Origin of the sequence: Streptomyces incarnatus, from assembly GCF_001027185.1 — a bacterium.
Taxonomy (GTDB): Bacteria; Actinomycetota; Actinomycetes; order Streptomycetales; family Streptomycetaceae; genus Streptomyces; species Streptomyces puniciscabiei.
In genome coordinates this window covers 7755608-7779833 of the sequence record NZ_CP011497.1, presented here as the reverse complement: position 1 = coordinate 7779833, position 24226 = coordinate 7755608, and the positions used below count along the sequence as shown (strand labels likewise).

Below are 24226 nucleotides of genomic sequence, written 5' to 3'. Positions count from 1 at the left end.
CCCCTTCGCGCTGTATCGGGCACCTCACCAGGCCTGTTTGGCTTGGCCCGGGTGCTGGATCACCACGCTCACCACGCGGCGATCCGGCCACCCCTGTTCGCACACAGCTCCGCTGGAGGGAATGTGACCACACCGGACAGCGCCACCGGTCCCGCCGTCGACGAACCCGCCCCCGGCCCGTCCGCCGACGGGCAGCTCACCAGCCTGAGCACCCGGGCGGCACGCCAGCTCGCCACGACCACCAAGTCCGAGCCGCAGATGCAGGCCATCACCTCGCGATGGCTGCTGAAGACCCTGCCGTGGGTGGACGTCAAGGGCGGCGCCTACCGGGTCAACCGCCGCCTGACGCTGCGTACGGGCCGTGGCCGGGTGCACTTCGAGCAGAACGGCGCCGACGACATCCGGGTCATCCCGCAGACGCTGACCGAGCTGCCCATCCTGCGCGGCTACCCCGACATCGACGTGCTGCGGGAGATCTCCGGCCGTTTCCAGCCCCGGGAAGTGCGCGCCGGGCAGGTGCTGTTCGAGGCCGGCCAGCCGGTGACGGAGGCGTATCTGGTCGTCCACGGCCGGTTCACCCGCTACGCCGTCGGCAAGTACGGCGAGGAGGAGATCACCGGGGTCGTCACCGACGGCGACCAGATGGGCGACGAGGCGGTCGGGCAGTCCGACCCGCTGTGGCTGTCCTCGGTGCGGGCCGAGACCGCGGGCGTGGTGCTGGCGCTGCCCTGGGCCGTGGTGCAGGAGTTCACCGAGCGGGTGCCGTCCCTCGCCGCGCATCTCCAGGCCTATGTCGAGCGGCAGCGGCGGCCGATGAACCGCAAGGGCGAGGCCGAGGTGCCGGTGCAGGCCGGTCATGTCGGCGAACCCACGCTGCCCGGCGGCTTCGTGGACTACGAACTGGCCCCGCGCGAATACGAGTTGTCCCTCACCCAGACCGTGCTGCGGGTGCACACCCGGGTCGCCGACCTCTACAACCACCCGATGGACCAGACCCAGCAGCAGCTCCGTCTCACGGTCGAGGAGATCCGCGAGCGCCAGGAGTGGGAGCTGGTCAACAACCGGGAGTTCGGGCTGCTGCACAACGTCGACTACGGCCAGCGGATCAGCACCTTCACCGGCCCGCCCACCCCGGACGACATGGACGAACTGCTCTCCATGCGGCGCAAGACGAAGGTGTTCCTCGCCCATCCCAAGGCGATCGCGGCGTTCTTCCGACAATGCAACCGGCGTGGACTGGTCCCCGGCACCGTCAGCGTCGACGGCCACGAGGTACCGGCGTGGCGCGGTGTGCCGATCTTTCCCTGTGGCAAGATCCCGATCAGCGACGACCACACCAGCAGCATCATCGCCCTGCGCACCGGCGAGGCCGACCAGGGGGTCATCGGCCTCTATCAGACCGGCATCCCGGAGGAGCATCAACCGGGTCTGAACGTCCGGTTCATGGGCATCGACTCTGCCGCGATCGTCAACTACCTGGTGACCGCCTACTACTCGCTGGCCATTCTCGTGCCCGACGCGGCCGGGATCCTGGAGAACGTCCAGATCGGCCGGCTCCCCGAATGACCGCCTGGAGCACCCCATGACCACACCCACGACCGCCTACCGGCTGCCCGGCCCCCCGAACCTCGCGCAGAGCCTCAAGAACCGGCGCACCGGAGCCATCCCCGGGCTGCTGTACCGGCCCGCGGTGCCCGCCGACCCGGAGAAGGCGGCCGAGGTCGACCGCCGCCTGGAGACCTGGGCCCGGGAACTGGACCTGTTTCCCACGGCCTGGAAGGGAGACTTCTCCGGCTTCCAGTTCGGCCGGGCCGTCGTGCTCCAGCACCCGGGCGGCCTCGACCTGGACCGCCTCACCGCCGCCGGGAAGCTGCTGCTCGCCGAGAACATCGTCGACTCCTGCTACTGCGAGGAGGACGAGGGCAGAGGCGGATCGCGGCGCGGCCTGGGCGGCCCGCTGATCATCGCGCAGTCGGCGCTCGACCCCTACCACGGCATCCCGGAGCTGGAGGAGGAGTGGCGCCGGGGCATCCAGGCCGACGGTCCGCTGCGTTCGTACCACTTCGCCCTCGCGGACTACGCCACCTTCGCCACGCCCAGCCAGACCGACCGGTTCGTGCACGACGTCGCCCGGCTGCACCTGGGTTACCTCGGCGAGGCCGCCTGGATGGAGACCGGGTACGTGCCGCGGGTCTGGGAGTACCTGGTGATGCGGCAGTTCAACAACTTCCGGCCCTGTCTGTCGCTCGTCGACGCCGTGGACGGCTATGAACTGCCCGAACAGATCTACGCCCGCCCCGAGATCCAGCGGATCACCGCCCTCGCCTGCAACGCCACCACGATCGTCAACGACCTCTACTCCTTCACCAAGGAACTGGCGAGCGACCCCGACCATCTGAACCTGCCGCAGGTCGTCGCCGCCAACGAGCGGTGCGGGCTGAAGGCCGCCTACCTGAAGTCCGTCGAGATCCACAACCGGATCATGGAGGCCTTCGAGGAGGAGTCGGCCGTACTGTCCGCCACCTCGCCCCTCGTGGAGCGCTACGCCCGGGGGCTCGCCGCCTGGGTGTCCGGCAACCACGAGTGGCACGCCACCAACACCCACCGCTACCACCTGCCCGACTACTGGTGACCGCCCCTCTTTCCGAAACACCGTCACATGCACCACGAGGAGCCATCGTTGACCACTGCCCCCGTTGACCGGACCACGCACGTTCCGGTCCCGGCCCAGTCCACCTACCAGAGCCGGGTCGCGGACTACTGGAACGCCGAGGAGAACCCGGTCAACCTCGAACTCGGCAAGATCGACGACTTGTACCACCATCACTACGGCATCGGGGCGGCCGACCGCTCGGTGCTCGACGAGCCCGATCCGGCCCTGCGCCGGGACCGCCTCACCGCCGAACTGCACCGACTGGAGCACGCCCAGGCCGAGTTGCTCGCCTCCCACCTCGGCCCCCTGACCCCCGCCGACCGCGTCTTCGACGCCGGCTGCGGCCGGGGCGGCGGCAGTGTCGTGGCGCACCTGCGGTACGGCTGCCACGCCGACGGCGTCACCATCTCGGCCAAACAGGCCGGGTTCGCGAACGAGCAGGCCCGGGCGCGGGGCATCGACGACAAGGTGCGCTACCACCACCGCAACATGCTCGACACCGGCCTCGAGACCGGCGCGTACGCGGCGTCCTGGAACAACGAGTCCACGATGTACGTCGAGCTGGACCTGCTGTTCGCCGAGCACGCCCGGCTGCTGCGCCGCGGCGGACGCTATGTGGTGATCACCGGCTGCTACAACGACACCTACGGGCAGGCCTCGCGCGAGGTGTCGCTGATCAACGCCCACTACATCTGCGACATCCACCCGCGCTCGGAGTACTTCCGGGCGATGGCCCGCAACCGCCTGGTGCCGGTGCACGTCGAGGACCTGACCGAGGCGACGATCCCCTACTGGGAACTGCGCAGGGAGGCGGACCATCTGGTCACGGGCATCGAGGACACGTTCCTGGACGCCTACCGCAACGGCAGCTTCCAGTACCTGCTGATCGCGGCCGACCGGGTCTGAGGCCCACAAGGGCGCCACGGGGGAAATCCCATGGACGGCGAGGGCGCCGAGGCGCTGGGATGGGCCGCGATGAGCGCCCACGACAGCCAGAGTCCGCCGAGGATGCACGCGGACGAACTCGACCTCGACGCCCCGCCGGTCCAGCGTCTGATCGCCCGCCGGTTCCCGGAGTGGGCCGCGCTGCCGGTACGCCGGCTGCCGTCCTCCGGGACCGAGAACGCCATGTTCCGGCTGGGCGCCGACCTGCTGGTACGGCTGCCCCGGCGGCCCGGCGCCGTACCGGACCTGAGGCGGGAACAGCGCTGGCTGCCCCGGCTCGGGCCGCTGCTCCCGGTCGCCGTGCCCGAACCGGTGGGCACCGGCGAGCCGGACGAGGGCTACCCGTGGCCCTGGTCGGTCCACCGCCGGCTCCCGGGGCGCAATCCGGTGACCGGTGCCGTGCGGGAGCCGGAGCGGCTCGCCGAGGACCTCGCCGGATTCGTGCGGGCGCTGCGCGGGATCGACCCGCAGGACGGACCGCCCGATTACCGGGGCGGCCCGCTGCAGGACCGGGACGAGCCCACCCGCGCGGCCGTCGCCGAGCTGGGCGCACGGGTCGACCGCGGCGCGGTCACGGCGCTGTGGGAGGAGTCCCTGCGCGCGCCGGAGCACCCGGGGCCGCCGGTGTGGGCGCACGGCGACCTCTCCCCCGGGAACGTACTGGTCGACGAAGGCCGGCTGAGCGCCGTCATCGACTTCGGCTGCGCGGGAGTGGGTGACCCGGCCGTGGATCTCATCGTGGCCTGGAACCTGCTGCCCGCGTCCGTCCGGGACGCCTTCCGCAAGGCCGTCGGCGCCGACGAGGCCCAGTGGGCGCGGGGGCGGGGCTGGGCGCTGTCGATCTCGCTGATCCAGCTGCCGTACTACTGGGACACCAACCCGGCCCTGGCGGAGAACTCCCGGCATGTGATCGCCGAGATCCTCGCCGAGGCCGGGTGACGGCCGGCGGACCCAGGTCCGCTACTCCCCCGCGTACGCCTTCTCCAGCGCGGCGACGTCCAGCTTGCCCATGGCCATCATGGCCTTCATGGTGCGGGCCGCCTTCTCCTGGTCCGGGTCGCCGAGCAGGTCCGGCATCCGGTCGTAGACGACCTGCCAGGAGACGCCGTACCTGTCCTTGAGCCAGCCGCAGGGGCCTTCCTCGCCGCCGTCCTCGGTGAGCCTGGTCCAGTAGTAGTCGATCTCCTCCTGGTCGGCGCACATGATCTGGAAGGAGATCGCCTCGTTGAACGTGAACTGGGGGCCGCCGTTGAGCGCGACGAACTTCTGGCCGTTGGCCGTGAACTCGACGACCAGCACGGAGCCGGCCGGGCCGGGACCGGCCTCGGTGTACCGGCCGACGCGGCCGATGGCGGAGTTCTTGAAGACCGACACGTAGTACTGCGCGGCCTCCTCGGCCTGGCCGTCGAACCAGAGACAGGTGATGAATCCGTCGGTGGTCATGAGCACCTCCTGGGCGGGGAACGCGGTCGTGAGTGTGGACCGATCCTCCCGGCGAAACTCATCGGCGGGACCGCCGAATGACCCGGACGGGTGAACGGCGCTCCGGCCGGGTGTCCGCAGGAGGCTTCGGGCCCGCCCACCGTTTCCCGGATCCGGCGCAGACGCATGCATGCGTGGCGTGACCGGGGGTACCCGCCCGGTGAGCGCATCCGCCGGAACGTATGAAACACCAGGTTTCGGGTACGAACCGGCACACGGTACGAAAAGGACGAACAGCCGCCGAGGCAGACACCACCGTGACTTTCGTGGGAGAGGCAATGAACACCGCCGGGATCCGGTCGGAAGCAGAGGTCGCCGAGAGGACCGAGCAGGACAGGACGGGCGAGACATCGGTATCACTGCCTGGCATCGCGGACCCGGCGTCCGTCGCGCCGCGTGACGCACGGGAGCTGTCCCGTCAGTTCTTCCGCCGGCTGGCCGAGCTGGACGAGGGCACGCACGAGTACCAGTACGCGCGCAACACCCTGATCGAGATGAACATGTCGCTGGTGCGGTTCGCGGCCGGACGGTTCCGGGGCCGCGGCGACGACATGGAGGACATCGTCCAGACCGGCATGATCGGCCTGATCAAGGCCATCGACCGGTTCGAGCTGGCCCGCGAGGTGGAGTTCACCTCCTTCGCGCTGCCATACATCGTCGGTGAGATCAAGCGGTTCTTCCGGGACACGACATGGGCGGTGCACGTGCCGCGCCGGCTCCAGGAGCTGCGGGTGGAGCTGGCCAAGGCACGCGAGGAGCTGTCCAGCCGGCTGGACCGGGATCCGACGGTGGCCGAGCTGGCCACCCTGATGAACCTCTCCGAGGACGAGGTGGTCGAGGCCCAGCTCGCCTCCAACGGGTACAACTCCTCTTCCCTGGACGCCGCGCTCACCGGCAGCGGGACGGAGGACGGCGAGGCGGTGCTCGCCGACTTCATCGGCGTGGAGGAGGAGGGGCTGCGGCTCGTGGAGGACTTCCACGCGCTCGCCCCGCTGATGGCGGAACTCAGCGACCGGGACCGGCAGATCATCCATATGCGGTTCGTCGAGGAGGCCACCCAGGCGCAGATCGGGGAACGCCTCGGCTGCTCCCAGATGCATGTGTCCCGGCTGATCAAGCGGATCATCGCCCGGCTGCGCCAGGGGATGCTCGTCGACGCCTGAGACCCCGGGAGCGCTCGGCGCCGAGCGTTCAGCGTCGAGCGTTCAGCGGCTCAGTTCGAAGCGGGCGCGCACCCGCTTGCCCACGGGCACATGCTCCGCCGTGACCTCCGAGGCCAGGGCGTACACGATCTCCATGCCGTGCCGTCCGACGCGCTCGGGGTTCTTGGGGAAGCGGCGGGGCAGGGCGGAGCTGCTGTCGTAGACGCACACCGTGACGGCGTTGTCCGTGCCTTCCAGTTCCAGGATGTACGGGCCGTTGCTGTGCTGGTCGGCGTTGGTGACGAGTTCACTGACGACGAGGAGCAGCTCGCCGTCGGCGCGGCGGTCGGCGGTGGCGCACCACTCGGTGCGCAGCTGCTCCAGGAAGCGGGCGGCGAAGGCGCGCGCCTCGGCGATGCAACCGGGTTCGCCGGTGTAGTGCGCCGCGCGCCGCAGCGGCTCCACGGGTACGTCGAAACCAGTCGGTATCACTGTCCCGCCCAGGTGCTTGGTCATGCTGTCTCTCTCGGAAAGCCCGGCCGGGCCGGTCGCCTGTTGCACCTGTCCTCGTACCCCGTGCCGGGCTCCGCAGTCCCCCGGGGCGTTCGCCGACCGCGCACAGTGGCGATGCTCACGCCGCCCCGGCCGCGACCGCTCACTCCGAGGGCGAGCCCTGCGACTGCTCCTGAGTGGGGGTGACGGCCGACTCGCCGGGCGTTCCCGGGGTCGCCTGGCCCGGAGCGGAACTCTCCGAGGGCGGCGCGGCGGAACTGGCCGTCCGCTGTTCGGACGACGACCTCGCGCTCGAGGTCTGGGCCGACGGAGAGCCCGCGGACGGCGACACCGGCCCGGCGGAGGACCGCTCGGTCGACGGCGCCTTCGAGCCGGGCGATTTCGACTCCTGTGACGTCGACTGCGACGGTGACTTCGACTCCGGCGACTTCGATTCGGAGGGCGACTTCGACTCCGGCGACTTCGGCCCCGAAGGCGAGGACGGCGACGACGACTTCGACCCCGACGGTGACGACGGCGAGGAAGAGCGCGAGGAGGAAGAGGAAGAGGAAGAGGACGACGGGGACGAGGACGTGGACGAGGGTGACGCACTCGACGACGGCGAGGAGGACGGGGAGGACTTCGACGGCGACGGTGACGAGCTCGACGAGGACGACGAGGGCGACGCGGACGATGTCGACGGGCTCGGCCGGCCGGACGTGGGCGGGCACGTCGTGCCCGGCGGGCACGGACGCTGCGGCGGGTTCCAGGGGTGCGGGAACTTCGGCGGGCTCGCGTGCTGGTCGTGCCGGCAGTTCTGGTCGCCGCGGTGGCGGTGGATCCAGTTGGCGTGGTGGGTGTCGTAGAGCACGAAGACGTTGACGGCCTTCGGCGCGGGCGTCACCACGACCACGTTGGAGGGCCGGTACGCCGACCACGGAGTGCCCACCAGCTTCGGCGTGCTCTTCTGGGCGACGGGCGGGGTCAGCGGGTTGCCGCAGGCGCAGCGCACCCGGGGCACGCCGTGACCGTCCACCAGCACGGCGGTGCCGGCCTGGAGCACCGACTGGTAGGTGGTGGGGGCGCCGTTGCGGTAGCCGTGGTTGGTGACCCTGGTGTCGACGCGCAGTTGAACCGGGGTCAGCGAGCGCAGATAGGCGGGTACGCCGGAGGGCTGGACGCCGGCCACGGAGGCGAACGCCTTCTCCTTGCCCGGGTCGGCCTGCAGGAACTTGATCTGTTTCTCGACGTCGCAGGCGGGCGTGCGGTTGGTGCCGCCGTACAGACCGGGCGCTCCGCCCTCGACTCCCTGCACCGCGTTGGCCGTTCCGGAGGGCGCGGCGGAGGCGGAGGGCGGGGGCGGGGCGGAGCTCTGCTTCGCGGTGGAGTCCGTGAACGGGTCCTGGCCGCTGCTGTTCGCGGACTGCAGGAAGACCTCGCCGCCCTTGGCGGAGGATCCGCCACCCGGACGGGTGAAGACCACCGCGAGGACCACGGCGGCGACGACGGCCGCGGTGAGGGCCGCCACCCGGGGCACGGACCTCCACCACGGCCCGTGCGGTCCCCTGGCTCCGCCACCGCCACCCGGCGGCGGCCCGGACGGCGGTGGTCCGGACGGGGGCCGGGAGGAGCCCGACAGCGGGCCGGAGGGCGGCCCGGTCGGGCGGCCGGAGGACGGAGGTTCGGCGCTCACGAGCACTTCTTCCCGTCGCGATCGTCGCGGTACGCGGTGGGACGCGCGGTGCGATACGCGGCTTTTCTCAGTCAAGTCCCGTTTGGTGCATATGGCTGCACATTGATCCCATTGTGTGTCGCAGGGCAGTGACGCTCGCAAGCCGACGCGAACGGCCCACCCGGCGGGCGGGGTGTGCGGCCGCTGCATAGCGTGGCAACCGTGAGCGTTCCGACCGTCTCCCCGCGGCCCGCCGCCCGTCATGGCTGGGCACAGGCCGTGGCCGCGGTGCTGACCGGGCTCGCCGTCATGGTGCTGGTGGCGGCGCTGGGGCTGTGGGCGGCCGGAGCGGGTGACCTGCCGGACGGCGCGTTCCCGCGGGTGGTGGCCGCGACCCTGGTCACGGCGGTCGGCGGCAGCGTGGAACTCTCCGGCAACGCGGGCGCGCTCGCGCAGACCCAGGCCGGGATCACCGTGATCCCGCTGTCGGTGACCCTGGTCGGCGCGCTGGCGATCGGCGGGGGATTCCTGCGCCCGCTGCGGCACCGGGCGGTCGCCTCGGCCCGTGAACTGGCCGGCTGGGCCGCCCGGATCGCGGTGCTGTGGCTGCTCGCGCTGCTCGGCCTGGCCCTCGGCGCCCGGCAGACCTTCGCCGTCGACGTGGGCAGCGGCACCCTCAGCGACCTGACCGGCCTGTTCGACGCCGCACCCCGGGTCGGGTTCACCACGGACGTGCCGCTGACGGTGCTGTTCGGCCTGCTGTGGCTGGCCGGGGTGCTGGCGCTGGCGCTGCTGGTCGCGCGCGGGGCGCCGCTGCCGGGGCGGCTGCTGCGGCTGCAGGAGTCGGTGCGCCCGGCGGCGCACGCGATGGTGGTGCTGCTCCTCGCGTACGTCGTCGTCGGCCTGGTCATCGCGCTGATCACGGCGGCCGCCCGCGGGCACGCTCCGGCGACCTTCGCGCTGATCCTGCTCGGCCTGCCCAATCTGGCCTGGATGGCCCTCACCATCGGCCTCGGAGCGACCTGGAACGGCCGCGTGGACGGCCCGTTCGGCCTGCCCGTCCCGCATGTCCTGGACGCGATCCTGCGCACCCCGGACGTCTCGGCGCTGAACCTCGGCTCGCTCACCGACCACGACGGCCGGTGGTGGTGGCTGGTGGCCGTCGACGCGATCCTGCTGCTGGGCGTGGCCTTCCGGATGGCCGCGAGCTCACCGGCCCGGATCCGCCTGTGGCAGCACGCCGTACACCTGGCCGTGGCGCTGGCGCTGGCGGTGCTGATGATCTGCCTGGTCTGCCGTGTCTCGGCGCACTACGGACTCTCCCTGCTCGGCATCGGCAACCTGGGCGGCGGGCTGTCCGGCGAGCTGTTCCTCAGGCCCGAGCTGTGGCAGGCGGTGGGCCTGGGCGCGCTGTGGGGACTGGCCGCCGGGTTCCTCGGCGGCCTGCTGGCCCGGGGGGTGCACCGGCGGGGCGAGGTGAGCGGGCCCTGACCGGACTCACGCCGTCGCCCCGGCCCGGTACACCGGGTCCGCCCAGTGCGGGGGGCTCGGGGGCCCGCCCACCGCGTGGTCCGTCTCCGTGTCGGGCTCCGGCGCCGGACGGGCGTCGGCCGGGCCGGCGCCGGCTTCCAGGGTGGCGCGCAGGGCGGCGACGAAGGCGAGGCAGGTGTCGTGGCGGGCGTCGGGGCTCTTGGCCAGGGCCTTGGCGAAGACCGGGTCCACCGCGGGGTCGAGGCCGGGGCAGGACTCGCTCGGTGCGGGTGGATCGTCGTACTGGTGGGCCCACAGCAGGGCCATGTCGTCGTCGCGGAGGAACGGCGGGCGCCCGGCGAGGGTCTCGTAGACGACGCAGGCCAGGCCGTAGACGTCGCAGCGGCCGTCGACCGGGCGGCCGGAGATCTGCTCCGGGGCCACGTAGTCGAGGGTGCCGACGAACTGGCCGACGCTGGTGAAGCCGGTCAGCGACAGCGACTTCTTGGTGAGCCCGAAGTCGGTCAGGTACACGTGCTCGGGGTGGTCGGTGTCGATGCCCTCGGCGACCAGGATGTTGCCGGGCTTGACGTCCCGGTGCACCAGGCCGTGCTCGTGGGCGGCGTCGAGGGCGGAGGCCACCTGCGCGGCGATCCGCACGGCGTCGGGCAACGGCAGGGGTCCGCGCAGGTCGAGGAGGCGGCGCAGATCGCTGCCGGAGACGTACCGCATGGCGATGAAGAGCACCCCGTCGGTCTCGCCGGCCTCGAAGACCGGCACGATGTGCGGGTGGTCGATCGCCGCGGCCACCTGGGACTCATGGGTGAAACGCTTGCGGAAGGTGTCGTTGCGGGCGAGTTCGGGGGCGAGCAGCTTGAGGGCGACGGTGCGGTCCAGGCGCAGGTCGCGGGCGCGGTAGACGACGGCCATGCCGCCGCGCCCGATCTCGCTCTCGATGAGGTAGCCCGCGATCCGCCGGCCGATCAGCTCCGAGGGCCGGCCGGAGAACAGGCTGCTCTCGCGCGCCATCAGCGCTCGCCCTCGGGCGCGACCAGCCGGGTCGGGGCGTGCCCGGAGTCGTCCTCGCCGGTGACCTCCCGGTCGGTGGCGTAGGTGGTCAGCCGCCGTCCGTCGCCGTACACCCAGCGGCCCTCCTCCGGGTCGTACAGCCACATGGACTCCCCGTCGACCACGATCCCGATCCGCAGGCCCCGGGTACGGTCCTGGAAGTCCTCCCCGTCCAGGGTGCCGGCGGCCAGCTCCTCCACCGCGGACCGGTAGTCGGCCAGGGCCTGTTCGGCGCGGGCCAGCGCGGGGCGCGGGTCGGCGGTGCCCGCCGGGCCGTCGGCGGCGGGCGGGTCCTCGGGTACGGCGACCAGCCGGCGGCCGTCGACCCAGGCGCCCCAGCCGTTGGCGCAGCGGATGTACCCCCAGTCGCCGCGCCGCTCCACGAGCTCGACCGGCAGCAGCGGGTCGAGGGGCAGGGTGGGCCGGGCCGGGTCGGGGGCCTCCCAGGCGGGCATGCCGCGCGGCGGCACGACGTGCGTGGGCTGGAATCCGGGGCTGGGCGCTTTGCTCATCGGGACGCCTGCTTCCGCGTGTGGGCCATCGCGTTCGCCTACTTCCGCATCACGGCGGGCTCGTGCCGGCGCAGCAGCACGGCGACCACGAGCCCGTAGAGGACGGAGAGCACCACCAGCATGGCCAGATCGAGCAGCCAGACGCCCGTCGAGTGCCGGAACAGGGGGTCGGCGGTCAGGTTGCCCGGGACGATCCGGGACAGCCCGACCGTGCCGGCCATGGCGCCGAGCGCCCAGCGGGAGGGCACGAGCCAGGACAGCTGCTCCAGGCCGGGCACCCCGCTGAGTCTGAGCAGGGCTCCGCAGAACACGACCTGGACGATGGCGAGCAGCACCAGCAGCGGCATCGTCACCTCCTCCTTGCGCACCAGCGCGGAGACCAGCAGGCCGAGCATCATCGCGGTGAACGCGAGCAGGGCGGCCGCCAGGGTGATCTCGGCGAGCGGTGGCAGCAGGACGCCCCGGCCGCCGGGGGTGTTCAGGTCGACGCCGAGGAGGGCGACGAGGGTGAGGACGACGGCCTGGACCACGCTGATCGTGCCGAGCACCACGATCTTGGACATCAGATAGGCCGAACGGGGCAGGCCGACGGCGCGTTCGCGCTGGTAGACGACGCGTTCCTTGACGAGTTCGCGCACCGCGTTGGCGGCGCCGGTCAGCACGGCGCCGACGCACAGGATGAGCAGCGCGTTCATCGCGGTGTCCCGGGCGAGCCGGCCGCCGGCCAGGGCGCGGGCCATGGCGCCCATGACGAACGGCAGGGCGATCATCACGAGCAGGAAGGTGCGGTCGGAGCCGAGGACGGCCGCGTACCGGCGGATCAGGGTGCCGAGCTGGGCGCCCCAGCCGCGGGGGCGGGGCGGCGGCACCGGGGAGACGGGGGCCGGGCCCGGGTGGTGGGGCTGGGCGCCGGCCTCGGCGACGTAGTGCCGGTGGAACGGCGACTCGCGGTACTCCCTGGCCCAGTCGCGTCCGGGATCACGGTCGAAGGCCTCGAAGGCCTCCGGCCACTGCTCGAAGCCGAAGAAGGCGAGGGCGTCGTCGGGCTGCCCGTAGTAGGCCACCTTGCCGCCGGGGGCGAGCACCAGGAGGCGGTCGCAGACACCGAGGCTGAGGACACTGTGGGTGACCACGACGACGGTGCGCCCGTCGTCGGCGAGGCCGCGCAGCGTGGTCATCACCGACCGGTCCATGCCGGGATCGAGACCGGAGGTCGGCTCGTCCAGGAAGAGCAGCGAGGGTTTGGTGAGCAGCTCCAGGGCCACGCTGACCCGCTTGCGCTGGCCGCCGGAGAGGCTGTGCACGGGCTGGCCGGCGCGCTGTTCGAGGCCGAGTTCCCGGATGACCTCGTCCACCCGGGCCCGCCGCTCGGCCGCGGCGGTGTCCTCGGGGAAGCGCAGTTCGGCGGCGTAGGTGAGGGCCGCCCGGACGGTGAGCTGGGGGTGCAGGATGTCGTCCTGCGGGACGAGGCCGATGCGCTGGCGCAGTTCGGCGTAGTCGCGGTAGAGGTCGCGGCCGTCGTACAGGACGGTGCCGCGGTTGGCGGGCCGCTGCCCGGTCAGGGCGTTCAGCAGCGTGGATTTGCCGGCGCCGCTCGGTCCGACCACCGCGAGCAGGCACTTCTCGCCGACCGGGAAGGACACGTGGTCCAGGAGCACCTTGCGCCCGCCGTCCACGACGACGGTGAGGTCCTGGACGTCGAGGGAGATCTCGCCGGTGTCGACGTACTCCTGGAGTTCGTCGCCGACCAGGCAGAACGCGGAGTGGCCGACGCCGACGATGTCGCCGGGGCCCAGGGCCGCACGGGTGACGGGCCGGCCGTTGAGATAGGTGCCGTTGTGGCTGCCGAGGTCGACGATCTCGTAGGTGCCGTCGGAGTGGGCGCGCAGTTCGGCGTGCCGGCGGGAGACGATCAGGTCGTCCACCACCAGGTCGTTGTCGGCGGCCCGGCCGATGCGCACCGAGCGCTCGGGCAGCGGGCGGACACTGCTGGGCCGGCGGAAGGTGCCGGTCAGCAGGGGCAGCGACACGGACGAGGGGCGGTCGGGGGCGGGCCGTGGGGCGCCGGCGAGGACCGCGCGGGGGCCGTCGGTGGGGTTGCCGAAGCGGATCTCGCTGCCGGGGCGCACGTCCCACTCGGCGATCCGGCGGCCGTCGGCGTAGGTGCCGTTGGTGCTGTGCCGGTCCGTCAGGGTCCAGCGGTCGTGGTCGCAGCGCAGGACGGCGTGGTGCCACGAGACCCGGGCATCGTCGAGGACGATGTCGCTCAACGGGTCGCGTCCGACGTGGTAGTCATGGCCCGGGCTCATGAGCGTGGAGCCCGTGTCGGTCTCCAGGACGAGTTCGGGCGCCGTCGGGGCGATCGGCCGCTCCGCCATGGCCAGAATTCTACCGATTCGTCCACATGCGCGCCCGGAGGCGGGGGCGGCACGGGCCGACGGACACGTGTCAGGCGACGGGCATGACGAGCGCCGGCAGGGTGCGCTGCATGCGCAGCGCGTCGACGGACTCGGCGAGCAGTTCGTACTCGGTGGTGTCGTCGCTGGCGGCGATCCGCACCAGCCGTCCGCCGGCCAGTTCGTCGGCCACCCGCTCCTGCCGGACGTCGTCGGCGCACCAGGCGCGCAGCAGGGCGGGTACGTCGGCCACCGCGTCCCCGACCGGCACCAGCGAGCCCGCCGGGAAGGCGGGGTCCGCCGGGCTCGGGTCCAGGCGCTCGGCGATCCAGGACGCGCGGTCGCGCAGCCACCACAGGGCCAGCGCCAGCGTCGGCGCGCGATAGGTGCCGAGCGGTACCCCGATGCGCCGGCCGTCGCACATGCCGTACGCCGTGACATGGCACAGGAATTCGTCGTGCACGTCTCACTCCCCCGTCGCCTCGCTGGTCGCGCCCGGCCCGGCCTCGCTCTCCGTGCGGCTCCTGTGCGGTGAAGTGCCCCTGATGTTCGAGTATCGCCACTCCCGAAACACTGTCACCATGACTTTCCGGCCAGCCTCTTGGCATATTCACCGTCCGGTCTGGCGTGAAATGCACCGGCGCCTTCGCACCCCCGGGCATTACCGGGCAGGTAATCGACCCGCCCCCGGCGCTCCGGCATGGTGGTCACACCGGATCGGCGAAGCCCCGGATCCGGCTCTGACCAGCGATTCCCAGCAGCGACGACCCCGATGGAGGCTGCCCCGCCATGTCCGTGAACACGAACCGTTACGAGAGCGCCGCCGCCCGTTACTTCGAGGCCTGGAACGCCACCGAGCCGGAGGCCCTGAAGAAGGCGGTCGCCGCCGCGTGGACCGCCGACGGCGGCTACACCGACCCGCTCGCCGACGTCCGCGGCCACGAGGGCGTCGCGGCCGTGATCGCGGCGGTCCACGAGCAGTTCCCCGGGTTCGTCTTCCGCCCGCTCGGCGCGGTGGACGGACACCACGACACCGCCCGCTTCGGCTGGGAGCTGGTCAACGAGGCCGACGGCTCCGCGCCCGTGGCCGGCTTCGACGTCGTCACCCTGGACGCCGAGGGCCGCATCCGGCAGGTCCTGGGCTTTCTGGACCGGGTACCGGCGACTGCGTGACAGCGCCCGGCCGCGATGAGTTCCGCCGCGCGCGGGGGTCTGTCCTGGCGGACGACGACCGACGGAGCGCCGCGCGCGGCGCAGGACGGAGGCACACCATGGAGGCGAGCGGTCCGGTGGACGCGGAGTTCACCGCGGTCCTGGAGAAGAGCGGGCAGGACGGCGGCTGGACCTATGTGGTCTGGCCGCGTGCGGCCGAGTTCTTCGGCACCCGCGGGCTGGTCAAGGTCCGCGGCACGGTCGACGGCCACCCGTTCCGGAGTTCCTTCATGGCTCTGGGCGACGGCCGGCACAAGCTCCCCGTGAAGGCGGGCATCCGGCAGGCGATCGGCAAGCAGGAGGGCGACACCGTGACCGTACGCCTCGAAGAGCGGCTCGGTTGACGCGTCGCCTGCGGGAACGGCTCGGCCGCGCGCCGCTGCCGCCGACGGCCGGGGATGTGCCGGGCGGGCTCGCATCAGGCGCGGGGCGGGTGCCGGCCGACGCCCGCAGCCGATCACCCGGCGTCACCGACCACCGGCCGGCATCGACCACCGGCCGGCATCGACCCCGGCGCGCTCAGCCCTTCACGATCGCGTCGATCCGTGCCAGTTCCTCGGTGTCGAAGTCGAGGTTGCGGATGGTGCCGACGCTGTCCTCGAGCTGCTGCGGGCTGCTCGCGCCGACCAGGGCGGAGGTGACCCGGCCGCCGCGCAGCACCCAGGCCAGGGCCAGCTGGGCCAGGGTCTGGCCGCGGGACCCCGCGATCTCGTCGAGGGAGCGCAGGCGGGCGACGAGGTCCTCGGTGACCGCGTCCGAGTTCAGGAAGGGGCTGTCGCTCGCGGCCCGCGAGTCCTCGGGGATGCCGTCGAGGTAGCGGCCGGTGAGCAGGCCCTGCTCCAGCGGGGAGTAGGCGATGGAGCCGACCTGGAGCTCGTCGAGCGTGTCGAGCAGACCCCCGTCCTCGGGGCGGCGGTCGAGCATCGAGTAGCGCGGCTGGTGGATCAGCAGAGGAGTGCCGAGGTCGGCGAGGATGCGGGCGGCCTCGCGGGTCTGCTCGGCGGAGTAGTTGGAGACGCCGACGTACAGCGCCTTGCCCTGCTGGACCGCCGAGTGCAGCGCGCCCATCGTCTCCTCCAGCGGAGTGTCCGGGTCGGGGCGGTGCGAGTAGAAGATGTCGACGTGGTCCAGGCCCATGCGCTTCAGGCTCTGGTCGAGCGAGGACAGCAGGTACTTGCGCGAGCCCCATTCGCCGTACGGGCCGGGCCACATGAGGTATCCGGCCTTGGTGGAGATGACCAGCTCGTCGCGGTACGGCCCGAAGTCGGCCTTCAGGGCCTCGCCGAGCGCGGACTCGGCGGCGCCGGGCGGCGGGCCGTAGTTGTTGGCGAGGTCGAAGTGGGTGACGCCGAGGTCGAAGGCCCGGCGCAGAATGGCCCGCTGGGTCTCGGCGGGCCGGTCCGGGCCGAAGTTGTGCCACAGGCCGAGGGACAGGGCGGGGAGCTTCAGTCCGCTGCGTCCGGTGCGCCGGTAGGGCATGTCGGCGTAACGGTCGGGGTGTGCGGTGTACAACGCGACTCCAGAGGGGTTGGCACACGGTGTTCCCGGCGCCCGGGAGCCGTGGGGCTCCTGGTCACCGGTGCCACTCTTCCCCCCGCGCCGGGCAGCGGTCCAACAGAAGAATCCGATGGAATTCTGCGGCTAGGCTTCTCAATCATGGAACTGCGCCATCTCCAGCACTTCGTCGCCGTCGCCGAGGACCAGCATTTCACCCGGGCCGCCGAACGCCTGATGGTGTCCCAGTCGGGTCTTTCGGCGTCCATCAGGGCGCTGGAGCGGGAGCTGCGGGCGCCGCTGTTCGTGCGGACCACCCGGCGGGTGACGCTCACCGAGGCGGGTCGGGCGCTGCTGGTGGAGGCCGAGCGGATCCTGGGCCAGGTCCGTGCGGCGCACGAGGCGGTGGCGGCGGTGCAGGGGGTGCTGCGCGGCACGCTGGCACTGGGCACCGAGCAGTGCATCGCCGGGGTCCATGTGGCACGGCTCCTGGCCGCGTTCCGGGGCCGGCATCCGGACGTGGAGATCCGGTTGCGGCAGGCCGGTTCGGGCGCGCTGGCCGAGGAGGTCGGGGCCGGCCGGCTCGACCTCGCCTTCGCCTACCGCACCCAGGCCGACAGCGACCAGCTGCGTTCGGTGTCGCTGACGAGCGAGCCGATGACCGTGCTGTGCCATCCCGGCCACCGGCTGGCCTCGGCGGGCGCGGTACTGACCCCGGAGGACCTGGCCGGCGAGGTCTTCGTGGACTTCCACCCGGACTGGGGCCCGCGCCGCACCACGGACGCCGCCTTCGCCGCGGCCGGTGTCCGGCGCACGGTCGCGCTGGAGGTCAACGACGTGCACAGCCTGCTGGACCTGGTGGACGAGAACCTGGGGATCGCGGTCGTACCCCGGCACTTCCGGCACAAGCGGCCCTCGCTCACGGCGCTGCCGCTGAAGGGCACGGGCGAGACGGAGTACGAGACCGCGGCTCTGCTGCCGCCCGACCGTGCCACCAGCCCCGCCGCCCGGGCGCTCGTCACGCTCCTGGAAACGGAGGGCGGGCAGGGGTCCCGGCCCTCCTGAGTCCGGCCGCCCGTCCGGCACCGGACGGCGGCGCGCCGCCCGACGGCGCCCGGTGTCCGCGGAGGCGGAATTGCGGACGCGTGGGCGCCCGCTGTTTGGGATGGTGGACGGTATGCATGCGAAGGACATCCTCATCGACGGCTACGGCCGCATCCAGGAAGAAGTCCATGCCGCCCTCGACGGCCTCGGACCGGACGCGCTGCACCACCGCCCGGCACCCGACACCAACTCCATCGCCTGGCTCGTCTGGCATCTCACGCGGGTGCAGGACGACCACATCGCCGACGCCTTCGACCTCGACCAGGTGTGGCTGTCCCAGGGCTGGGAGAAGCGCTTCGGCCTCGACCTGCCCCGCCATGACACCGGGTACGGGCACAGCCCCGCCAAGGTCGCGAAGGTGCGGGTCGACTCGGCCGACCTGCTGACCGGGTACTACGACGCCGTCCACGAGCAGACCCTCGGCGCGCTGCGGGGACTGGCCGCCAAGGATCTGGAACGGATCGTGGACGAGCGCTGGGAGCCGCCGGTCAGCCTGGGCGTGCGGCTGGTGAGCGTCCTGTCCGACGACCTTCAGCACATCGGACAGGCCGCCTACCTCAGGGGACTGGTTCAGAGCGCGGCCGCGTAGCCGGGCAGGACGACGTCCTCGATGAGGGCCTTGCGCTCGTCGAACGGGATGAAGGCGCTCTTGACGGCGTTCACCGTGACCGTGCGCAGGTCCTCGACCGTCCAGCCGGCCTCCTCGACCAGCAGGGACATCTCCCGGGTCATCGTCGTCCCCGACACCAGCCGGTTGTCGGTGTTGAGGGTGACCCGGAAGCCCAGGTCCTTCAGGGCCGTGATCGGGTGCTCGGCGATCGAGGTGGCGCAGCCGGTCTGCAGGTTGGAGGTGGGGCACATCTCCAGGGCGATGCGGCGGTCGCGCACCCAGGAGGCGAGCCGGCCGAGCTTGCCGGCCGCGAGGTCGGAGATGTCCTCGGTCAGGCGCACGCCGTGGCCGATGCGCTGGGCGCCGCACACCTGCAGCGCCTGGTGGATGCTGGGCAGGCCGTGGGCCTCGCCGGCGTGGATGGTGAAGGGGACGCTCTCGCGGCGCAGGTGCTCGAAGGCGGCCAGGTGGTCGGCGGGCGGGAAGCCGTCCTCGGCACCCGCGATGTCGAAGCCGACGACCCCGGCGTCGCGGTAGCTGACGGCCAGCTCGGCGGCCTCGCGGACCCGGTCGAACATCCGCATGCCGCACAGCAGGGTGCCGACCCGGACCGGCGTCCCGGCGGCGGCCGCCTTGGCCATGCCGGCGGCGAGGCCCTCCTGGACGGTCTCCACGACCTCGCGCATCGTCAGCCCGCCGCGGGTGTTCAGCTCGGGGGCGTAGCGCACCTCGGCATAGACCACACCGTCGGCGGCGAGGTCCAGCACGTACTCCTCGGCGGTGCGCAGCAGTCCCTCGCGGGTCTGCATGACGGCCAGAGTGTGCTCGAAGGTGGCTATGTAGCGCACCAGGTCGCCGGAGTTGGCGGCCTCGAAGTACCAGGCGGCCAGCTCGTCGGGGTCGGTGGTGGGCAGGGTGTGGCCGACCTCCGCCGCGAGTTCCACGACGGTGGCGGGGCGCAGGCCGCCGTCGAGGTGGTCGTGCAGCACGGCCTTGGGGAGGCGGCGGATCACATCGGTGTCTATGCGCGTAGCGGTCATGGCGGGTCTTTCCTTGAGCGGGCGGTTCGAAGCGGCGGGGAAGAGTCAGTCGGCGGGCTGCAGGAGGTCCCAGCGGTTGCCGTACAGGTCCCGGAAGACGGCGACGATGCCGTACGGCTCGTGCCGCGGCTCCTCCAGGAAGGTCACGCCGGCCGCGGTCATCCGGGCGTGGTCGCGCAGGAAGTCGTCGGTGTGCAGGAAGAACCCGACGCGACCGCCGGTCTGGTCGCCGACGCGGGCGCGCTGGGCCTCGTCCCCCGCGCGGGCCAGCAGCAGTGCGGTCCCGGTGTCCGGCCCGCCCGGCTCCACGACGACCCAGCGGGAGCCGTCGGGGCGCGGGGTGTCCTCGGCGAGCCGGAAGCCGAGCGCCTCGGTGTAGAAGCGGACGGCCTCGTCGTAGTCGTCAACGACGAGGGTGACCAGGGCGACGCGTCGCATCGGGACCTTCCGTGTGGGTGGTTAGCGGGTGAGGTTATACGTAAAACTCCGCGCGCGCCAGTCCTTGTTCTACGCGCGTTGCCACGCGGTGTTCCAAGGAGCCGGGGCCATGCGAGCTGCGTGTCAGGGGCCGTACCAGCTCGTCAGGGTTTCGCGTCGCCCTGGGCGATCTCCACCCGGTGGTGGAAGTCGGCCAGGCCGGCGACCGAGGCGGCGCAGGAGACGGCCGTACAAGCGATGAGCAGGGCGGCGATCGCGCGGCCGGCCCGCGGCACACAGGGCGCGGCCAGCAGGGCCTGGACGCGCTGTGGGACCGGGCCGGTGGTCGCGGCGGGCGCGAAGTCGGGGCGCTCGCTGCGGGCCGTCTGCCCGGCGAGGGCCGCGCGGGCGATGGCCCGGGCGGTCAGGCGCCGGTCGCCGACGCTGGCGGCGGCGGCCTCGTCGGCGGCGCGCTCGGCGGCGAGGCGGATGGTCTCGCGGACCGGGCGCAGCGCCGGATGGCAGTGCGCGGCGAGTTCGGCGGCGGCGAGGAAGTAGTGGTGGCGGCCGTCGTTGTGCGCCCGCTCGTGCGCGAACAGCGCCTCTCGCTCGGGGCCGTCCAGGCTGCGCAGCATCGCGGTGGTGACGACGATGCGGTGCGGGCGGCCGGGCAGCGCGTAGGCGTCCGGGCGGGGCGAGTCCACCACGCACAGGTCGCCGGCCGGGGGGCGGCGCCCCGCCTCCGTGCGGGCCGCGCGGAAGGCGCGGCTCTGGTGCAGCACCGAGCGGACGAGGGTCCAGCCGCAGACGGCGAGCGCGCCGACCGAGGTCGCGGCGGCCGGCAGTACCACGAGGTCCGAGGCCGTGCGCAGCGGGTGGATCAGCTCGCCGACGGCGGCGAAGAGCGGGACCTTGAGCAGCCCGATGAGCACGAACGAGCCGAGCGCGGCCAGCGAGCAGCCGGCGAGGACGACCGCGCAGCCGGTGACGGCCCACAGCGCGGCGACCGGGGCCAGCCGGTCCAGGGCCCGGCGGGCCAGCGCCGGCAGGGCGAACGGCAGCAGCAGGGGCAGCAGCAGGAGTGCGGTCATCGTTCGTCGGATTCGAGCAGGTCGCGCAGGATCCGCTCGTCGTCGGGGCTGAGCTGGGCGACGAAGCGGGCGAGGACCGTTTCCCGGTCGCTGTCCCGGTCCAGTTCGCTGTGCATCCGGCGGGCGGTCAGGCCGTGCGCGTCCTGGACGTCCTGGACCGGGAGGTAGGCGTAGCCGCGGCCGTGGCGGTGGCGCTCGACGACGCCCTTGTCGTAGAGGCGGCTGAGGATCGTGGTCACCGTCGTACGCGCCAGGTCGGCGCCGAGGCTCAGCTGGACCTGGCCGGGCGTCTGCGGGGCGCCGGCGGCCCACAGCGCGGCCATGACGCTCGCCTCGAGCTCACCGGCCGGCCGGCGCTCGTCCTTCGCCTCGGTCATGGAACGTCCCTCACCCCGTCTTCGTGTGCGGCCCGGACGACCGTCTACACGATGGTAGTCAATCAAGCCGACGTACGGCTGTGACCCGGCACCCATTATGGGAGGGCCGTATGGGAGGGCCGCTCGTACGGGGGCCGCTGTGAAGGGGGCAGGGCCCGGGGCGAGGGTGGGGCCGCCGCTCCGGGACGGGGCCTGGGGTGGGCCTGGGGCCGCCGCTCCGAGACGGGGTCTGGGGGCTGGGGCCGCCGTACAGGAATCCGATGACCGGGGCGAGGCTCTGGCCGCCGTTCCGAAGGCCCCGGGCTGGGCCACGGCTCGGGCCGCCGTTCTCGAGACGCGGGACCCGGTCCCCGCAGCGAGGGCCGGGGGCGCCGCTCCGGGACCGGCGCCCTTGTGGCCAGGGCGCCATCGTCCCGGAGACCGGGGAACCGTACGACAGCTGGGGGCTGCCGTTCCGGGACCGGCGCCCTTGTGGCCAGGGCGCTGTCGTCCCGGAGACCGGGGAGCCGGTACGACGGCTGGGGGCTGCCGTTCCGGGACCGGCGGGACGCACTGCGAGTGGGGCCGTCGTCCCGGAACCGAGGACCCGGCGGGACGGCCGGGGCCGCCGTTCCCGGGACCGGCGATTCGGGCAGCGTCCGGTGCCGCCGTCCCGGAGGAGGGCCCGCGGGGGGGGCGGCCGGGGCGATCAGCTCGCAGGGGTGTGGAGGGCGTCCAGCCGGGCCAGTTCGTCCGCCGTCAGCCGCAGGGCGCCCGCCGCGATGTTCTCGGCGAGGTGGTCCGGGTTGCCGGTGCCGGGGATGGCGAGGACGTGGGGGCCCTGGTGCAGGGTCCAGGCGATGCGGATCTGCGCGGGGCTCACGCCGTGGGCGCGGGCGATGTCGCGCACGGTGTCGTCATGGGCGTCGGCCGCCGCCCGCGGTCCTGCCTCGCCCGCGACGGCGTAGAAGGGGACGAACGCGATGCCGTGTTCGCCGCACAGGCGCAGCATCTCGTCGTCGACGGGGTCGGGCCGGTCCAGGGCGTACCGGTTCTGCACGCACACCACCGGGGCGATCTCCAGCGCCTCGGCGAGATGGCGCGGTCCGACGCCGGAGATGCCCAGGTGCCGGATCAGGCCGGCCTCGCGCAGTTCGGCGAGCGCGCCGAAGTGCTCGGCGATCGAATCCTGCTGCTGGCGGCGGAAGTTGACCACGTCCAGGTGGTCGCGGCCGAGCTGGCGCAGGTTCTCCTCCACATGGCCGCGCAGCTGGTCGGGGCGCGCCGCGTCGCCCCACTCGCCGTAGTAGTCCCGGAAGGGGCCGACCTTGGTGGTGATGACCAGGTCGTCGGCGTACGGGGCGAGGGCGGTGTTGATGAGTTCGTTGGCGGAGCGGGTGGCGGAGAAGTAGAACGCGGCGGTGTCGATGTGGTTCACGCCGAGTTCCACGGCCCGCCGCAGCACGGCCAGGGAACGCGCGCGGTCGCTCGGCGTACCGAGGTGGAACGCGGCGCTGCCCGTCAGCCGCATGGCTCCGAAGCCGATGCGGTGGACGGGCAGGTCGCCGAGTTTGAACGTGCCGGACGCGGCTGCAGTGATCAAGTCAGCGGTCATTCGGCGGAGTTTCGCACATCCTCCGTGTCACGCAAGCGAATTCAGCGCAGGGGCTTGGCCAGGACCGCCTTGCGGTGGCTGAACGTCTCGATGGACCAGCGGCCGTGGTAGCTGCCCATGCCGCTCTCCCCGACGCCGCCGAACGGCAGGTCGGAGACGGTGAGATGGGCGAGGGGCAGGCCGTGCCCGAGGCCGCCGGAGGAGGTCTCGGCGGCGATGCGGTCGCGGGTCCGCTCGGACTCGCTGAAGACGTACAGCGCCAGCGGTTTGTCGCGGTCGTTGATGAAGTCGATCGCCTCGTCGAGGCCGGACACGGTGACGATGGGGAGGATCAGGCCGAAGATCTCCTCCTGCATCACGGGCGACTTCGGGTCGACGTCCGCGAGCACGGTCGGCGCGATGTACTTGGCATCGCGGTCGCTGTGGCCGCCGACCGCGACCCGGCCGGAGCCGAGGAGGCCGGACAGCCGGTCGAAGTGCCGCTCGTTGATGATCCGGCCGTACTCCGGGGACTGCGCCGGATCGGCGCCGAACAGCGTCTCCACCGCGCGCACCAGGGCCGTCTCCAGGGCGGCGGCGGTCTCCGGGTCGGCCAGGACGTAGTCCGGGGCGACGCAGGTCTGGCCGGCGTTGAGGAACTTGCCGCGGGCGAGCCGGTCCGCGACCACGTCCAGGTCGGTGTCGCGGTCGACGAACACCGGGGACTTGCCGCCCAGTTCGAGGGTGACCGGGGTGAGGTGCTCGGCGGCGGCGCGCATCACGATCCGGCCGACCGTGCCGTTGCCGGTGTAGAAGATGTGGTCGAAGCGCTCGGCCAGCAGCGCCGTGGTCTCCGGGACGCCGCCCTCGACCACGGCGACCGCGTCGGTGTCCAGATAGGCCGGGATCAGCTCGGCGAGGGCGGCCGAGGTGGCCGGGGCCAGCTCGCTCGGCTTGGCGACCACCGCGTTGCCGGAGGCCAGGGCGCCCACCATCGGGGCGAGCAGCAGCTGCGCCGGGTAGTTCCAGGGGGCGATGACGAGCACGACGCCCAGCGGGTCGTACTGCGTCCAGGCCGTCGCGTCGGCGCCGAGGTGGGCCGGGACCGGCGCGGGCTCCGGGCGCAGCCACTCCTGAAGGTGGTCCAGGGTGTGGTCGATCTCGCGGATCGTGAAGTCGATCTCGGTGCGGTAGGCCTCGGTGCTGCTCTTGCCGAGGTCGGCGTGGAGGGCGGCGGCGAGGTCGGCGCCGCGCTCCGTGAGCATCGTGCGCAGCCGGTGCAGCTGGCCGGTGCGCCACTCGACGGGCTTGGTACGGCCGGTGGCGAAGGTGGCGCGCAGCCGGGCGACGAGGTCGGCGGGCTGCTCGATGGCGGGATGGGTCACGGATGCCTCGCTGGGGGTGCACGGGCGGATTCGGCCCGAGCCTAGGGCTCGGTGGATGTATTTGCCAACCTTTAAGGTCCTCAAGTTCATT

The 24226-nt window shown here is 72.5% G+C and carries 23 protein-coding genes and 1 pseudogene; 10 read left to right on the top strand and 14 right to left on the bottom strand.

Features of this window, described 5'->3' with window-relative positions; translation table 11 throughout:
- Nucleotides 1-123: 123 nt before the first annotated feature.
- From ABB07_RS35425 to ABB07_RS35410, 4 genes are all read left to right on the top strand, one after another.
- The gene (locus ABB07_RS35425) at nucleotides 124-1566 is read left to right on the top strand and encodes a family 2B encapsulin nanocompartment shell protein (RefSeq protein ID WP_208902540.1); all 1443 of its coding nucleotides are present in this window, start codon (nucleotides 124-126) and stop codon (nucleotides 1564-1566) included.
- 16 nt (nucleotides 1567-1582) lie between these two features.
- Nucleotides 1583-2632: a family 2 encapsulin nanocompartment cargo protein terpene cyclase gene (locus ABB07_RS35420; protein ID WP_208902539.1), complete on the top strand. Its 1050-nt coding sequence runs from the start codon at nucleotides 1583-1585 to the stop codon at nucleotides 2630-2632.
- A 48-nt stretch (nucleotides 2633-2680) separates the two neighbouring features.
- Nucleotides 2681-3559, top strand: a complete 879-nt coding sequence (locus tag ABB07_RS35415) for a geranyl diphosphate 2-C-methyltransferase (RefSeq protein ID WP_244189625.1) — start codon at nucleotides 2681-2683, stop codon at nucleotides 3557-3559.
- A gap of 102 nt (nucleotides 3560-3661) precedes the next feature.
- Nucleotides 3662-4537 carry an aminoglycoside phosphotransferase family protein gene (locus ABB07_RS35410; RefSeq protein WP_208903754.1) on the top strand — a complete coding sequence of 292 codons (876 nt, stop codon included), beginning with the start codon at nucleotides 3662-3664 and terminating at the stop codon, nucleotides 4535-4537.
- A 21-nt stretch (nucleotides 4538-4558) separates the two neighbouring features.
- Here ABB07_RS35410 and ABB07_RS35405 read toward each other — a convergent pair whose 3' ends face one another.
- Complete coding sequence (locus ABB07_RS35405; RefSeq protein WP_208902537.1) at nucleotides 4559-5041, bottom strand: VOC family protein; 483 nt, start codon at nucleotides 5039-5041, stop codon at nucleotides 4559-4561.
- 317 nt (nucleotides 5042-5358) lie between these two features.
- On the opposite strand from ABB07_RS35405, the gene ABB07_RS35400 reads away from it, so the two are divergent.
- Entirely contained in the window at nucleotides 5359-6243 is an 885-nt protein-coding gene (locus tag ABB07_RS35400) for an RNA polymerase sigma factor SigF (RefSeq protein ID WP_208903753.1), read from the top strand.
- Nucleotides 6244-6285: 42 nt separating this feature from the next.
- Here ABB07_RS35400 and ABB07_RS35395 read toward each other — a convergent pair whose 3' ends face one another.
- Together ABB07_RS35395 and ABB07_RS41175 are read right to left on the bottom strand one after the other, a co-directional pair.
- A complete protein-coding gene (locus tag ABB07_RS35395) occupies nucleotides 6286-6738 on the bottom strand; it encodes an ATP-binding protein (RefSeq protein ID WP_208902536.1) in 453 nt (150 codons plus the stop codon).
- A gap of 439 nt (nucleotides 6739-7177) precedes the next feature.
- Nucleotides 7178-8407: pseudogene (locus tag ABB07_RS41175) on the bottom strand (DUF6777 domain-containing protein); the annotation flags it as partial.
- 201 nt (nucleotides 8408-8608) lie between these two features.
- Between ABB07_RS41175 and ABB07_RS35380 the strand changes: the two are divergent.
- On the top strand, nucleotides 8609-9877 hold the full coding sequence (locus ABB07_RS35380; protein WP_208902533.1) for a streptophobe family protein: 1269 nt from the start codon (nucleotides 8609-8611) through the stop codon (nucleotides 9875-9877).
- A 6-nt stretch (nucleotides 9878-9883) separates the two neighbouring features.
- Here ABB07_RS35380 and ABB07_RS35375 read toward each other — a convergent pair whose 3' ends face one another.
- The 4 genes from ABB07_RS35375 to ABB07_RS35360 form a co-directional block, all read right to left on the bottom strand.
- On the bottom strand, nucleotides 9884-10885 hold the full coding sequence (locus tag ABB07_RS35375; RefSeq protein WP_208902532.1) for a serine/threonine-protein kinase: 1002 nt from the start codon (nucleotides 10883-10885) through the stop codon (nucleotides 9884-9886).
- Nucleotides 10885-11436: a hypothetical protein gene (locus tag ABB07_RS35370; protein WP_208902531.1), complete on the bottom strand. Its 552-nt coding sequence runs from the start codon at nucleotides 11434-11436 to the stop codon at nucleotides 10885-10887. Before ABB07_RS35370 ends, ABB07_RS35375 begins: the two co-directional genes overlap by 1 nt.
- A 38-nt stretch (nucleotides 11437-11474) precedes the next feature.
- A complete protein-coding gene (locus tag ABB07_RS35365) occupies nucleotides 11475-13814 on the bottom strand; it encodes an FHA domain-containing protein (RefSeq protein ID WP_208902530.1) in 2340 nt (779 codons plus the stop codon).
- Between the two features lie 70 nt (nucleotides 13815-13884).
- Entirely contained in the window at nucleotides 13885-14295 is a 411-nt protein-coding gene (locus ABB07_RS35360) for a hypothetical protein (protein WP_055704659.1), read from the bottom strand.
- Nucleotides 14296-14621: 326 nt separating this feature from the next.
- On the opposite strand from ABB07_RS35360, the gene ABB07_RS35355 reads away from it, so the two are divergent.
- Both ABB07_RS35355 and ABB07_RS35350 read left to right on the top strand, forming a co-directional pair.
- Nucleotides 14622-15005, top strand: coding sequence for a nuclear transport factor 2 family protein (locus ABB07_RS35355; protein ID WP_208902529.1), 384 nt, complete (start codon nucleotides 14622-14624; stop codon nucleotides 15003-15005).
- Between the two features lie 98 nt (nucleotides 15006-15103).
- Nucleotides 15104-15388: a DUF1905 domain-containing protein gene (locus ABB07_RS35350; protein WP_208902528.1), complete on the top strand. Its 285-nt coding sequence runs from the start codon at nucleotides 15104-15106 to the stop codon at nucleotides 15386-15388.
- Nucleotides 15389-15563: 175 nt separating this feature from the next.
- On the opposite strand, the gene mgrA is transcribed toward ABB07_RS35350, so the two are convergent.
- Nucleotides 15564-16556, bottom strand: a complete 993-nt coding sequence (mgrA, locus tag ABB07_RS35345; RefSeq protein WP_208902527.1) for an L-glyceraldehyde 3-phosphate reductase — start codon at nucleotides 16554-16556, stop codon at nucleotides 15564-15566.
- Between the two features lie 144 nt (nucleotides 16557-16700).
- Between mgrA and ABB07_RS35340 the strand changes: the two genes are divergently transcribed.
- Entirely contained in the window at nucleotides 16701-17603 is a 903-nt protein-coding gene (locus ABB07_RS35340) for a LysR family transcriptional regulator (RefSeq protein WP_208902526.1), read from the top strand.
- 112 nt (nucleotides 17604-17715) lie between these two features.
- The gene (locus ABB07_RS35335) at nucleotides 17716-18231 is read left to right on the top strand and encodes a mycothiol transferase (protein WP_208902525.1); all 516 of its coding nucleotides are present in this window, start codon (nucleotides 17716-17718) and stop codon (nucleotides 18229-18231) included.
- On the opposite strand, the gene ABB07_RS35330 is transcribed toward ABB07_RS35335, so the two are convergent.
- From ABB07_RS35330 to ABB07_RS35305, 6 genes are all read right to left on the bottom strand, one after another.
- Nucleotides 18213-19292, bottom strand: coding sequence for an adenosine deaminase (locus tag ABB07_RS35330; RefSeq protein WP_208902524.1), 1080 nt, complete (start codon nucleotides 19290-19292; stop codon nucleotides 18213-18215). The two genes, ABB07_RS35335 and ABB07_RS35330, sit on opposite strands and share 19 nt — an antisense overlap.
- Before the next feature lie 45 nt (nucleotides 19293-19337).
- Nucleotides 19338-19730, bottom strand: a complete 393-nt coding sequence (locus tag ABB07_RS35325; protein WP_208902523.1) for a VOC family protein — start codon at nucleotides 19728-19730, stop codon at nucleotides 19338-19340.
- A gap of 143 nt (nucleotides 19731-19873) precedes the next feature.
- Entirely contained in the window at nucleotides 19874-20800 is a 927-nt protein-coding gene (locus tag ABB07_RS35320) for a M48 family metalloprotease (protein ID WP_208902522.1), read from the bottom strand.
- Nucleotides 20797-21177, bottom strand: coding sequence for a BlaI/MecI/CopY family transcriptional regulator (locus ABB07_RS35315; RefSeq protein ID WP_208902521.1), 381 nt, complete (start codon nucleotides 21175-21177; stop codon nucleotides 20797-20799). The genes ABB07_RS35320 and ABB07_RS35315 overlap by 4 nt, the downstream gene beginning before the upstream one ends.
- A gap of 688 nt (nucleotides 21178-21865) precedes the next feature.
- Nucleotides 21866-22771 carry an aldo/keto reductase gene (locus ABB07_RS35310; protein WP_208902520.1) on the bottom strand — a complete coding sequence of 302 codons (906 nt, stop codon included), beginning with the start codon at nucleotides 22769-22771 and terminating at the stop codon, nucleotides 21866-21868.
- A 41-nt stretch (nucleotides 22772-22812) separates the two neighbouring features.
- Entirely contained in the window at nucleotides 22813-24135 is a 1323-nt protein-coding gene (locus ABB07_RS35305; RefSeq protein WP_208902519.1) for an aldehyde dehydrogenase family protein, read from the bottom strand.
- Nucleotides 24136-24226: the final 91 nt, after the last annotated feature.

Coding starts and splice junctions, on each gene's coding strand:
- ABB07_RS35405 (WP_208902537.1), bottom strand. CDS start 5,041: ATGACCACCGACGGATTCATCACCTGTCTCTGGTTCGACGGCCAGGCC.
- ABB07_RS35310 (WP_208902520.1), bottom strand. CDS start 22,771: ATGACCGCTGACTTGATCACTGCAGCCGCGTCCGGCACGTTCAAACTC.
- ABB07_RS35365 (WP_208902530.1), bottom strand. CDS start 13,814: ATGGCGGAGCGGCCGATCGCCCCGACGGCGCCCGAACTCGTCCTGGAG.
- ABB07_RS35375 (WP_208902532.1), bottom strand. CDS start 10,885: ATGGCGCGCGAGAGCAGCCTGTTCTCCGGCCGGCCCTCGGAGCTGATC.
- ABB07_RS35395 (WP_208902536.1), bottom strand. CDS start 6,738: ATGACCAAGCACCTGGGCGGGACAGTGATACCGACTGGTTTCGACGTA.
- ABB07_RS35315 (WP_208902521.1), bottom strand. CDS start 21,177: ATGACCGAGGCGAAGGACGAGCGCCGGCCGGCCGGTGAGCTCGAGGCG.
- ABB07_RS35370 (WP_208902531.1), bottom strand. CDS start 11,436: ATGAGCAAAGCGCCCAGCCCCGGATTCCAGCCCACGCACGTCGTGCCG.
- ABB07_RS35320 (WP_208902522.1), bottom strand. CDS start 20,800: ATGACCGCACTCCTGCTGCTGCCCCTGCTGCTGCCGTTCGCCCTGCCG.
- ABB07_RS35355 (WP_208902529.1), top strand. CDS start 14,622: ATGTCCGTGAACACGAACCGTTACGAGAGCGCCGCCGCCCGTTACTTC.
- ABB07_RS35350 (WP_208902528.1), top strand. CDS start 15,104: ATGGAGGCGAGCGGTCCGGTGGACGCGGAGTTCACCGCGGTCCTGGAG.
- ABB07_RS35420 (WP_208902539.1), top strand. CDS start 1,583: ATGACCACACCCACGACCGCCTACCGGCTGCCCGGCCCCCCGAACCTC.
- ABB07_RS35410 (WP_208903754.1), top strand. CDS start 3,662: ATGCACGCGGACGAACTCGACCTCGACGCCCCGCCGGTCCAGCGTCTG.
- ABB07_RS35400 (WP_208903753.1), top strand. CDS start 5,359: ATGAACACCGCCGGGATCCGGTCGGAAGCAGAGGTCGCCGAGAGGACC.
- ABB07_RS35325 (WP_208902523.1), bottom strand. CDS start 19,730: ATGCGACGCGTCGCCCTGGTCACCCTCGTCGTTGACGACTACGACGAG.
- ABB07_RS35340 (WP_208902526.1), top strand. CDS start 16,701: ATGGAACTGCGCCATCTCCAGCACTTCGTCGCCGTCGCCGAGGACCAG.
- ABB07_RS35335 (WP_208902525.1), top strand. CDS start 17,716: ATGCATGCGAAGGACATCCTCATCGACGGCTACGGCCGCATCCAGGAA.
- ABB07_RS35330 (WP_208902524.1), bottom strand. CDS start 19,292: ATGACCGCTACGCGCATAGACACCGATGTGATCCGCCGCCTCCCCAAG.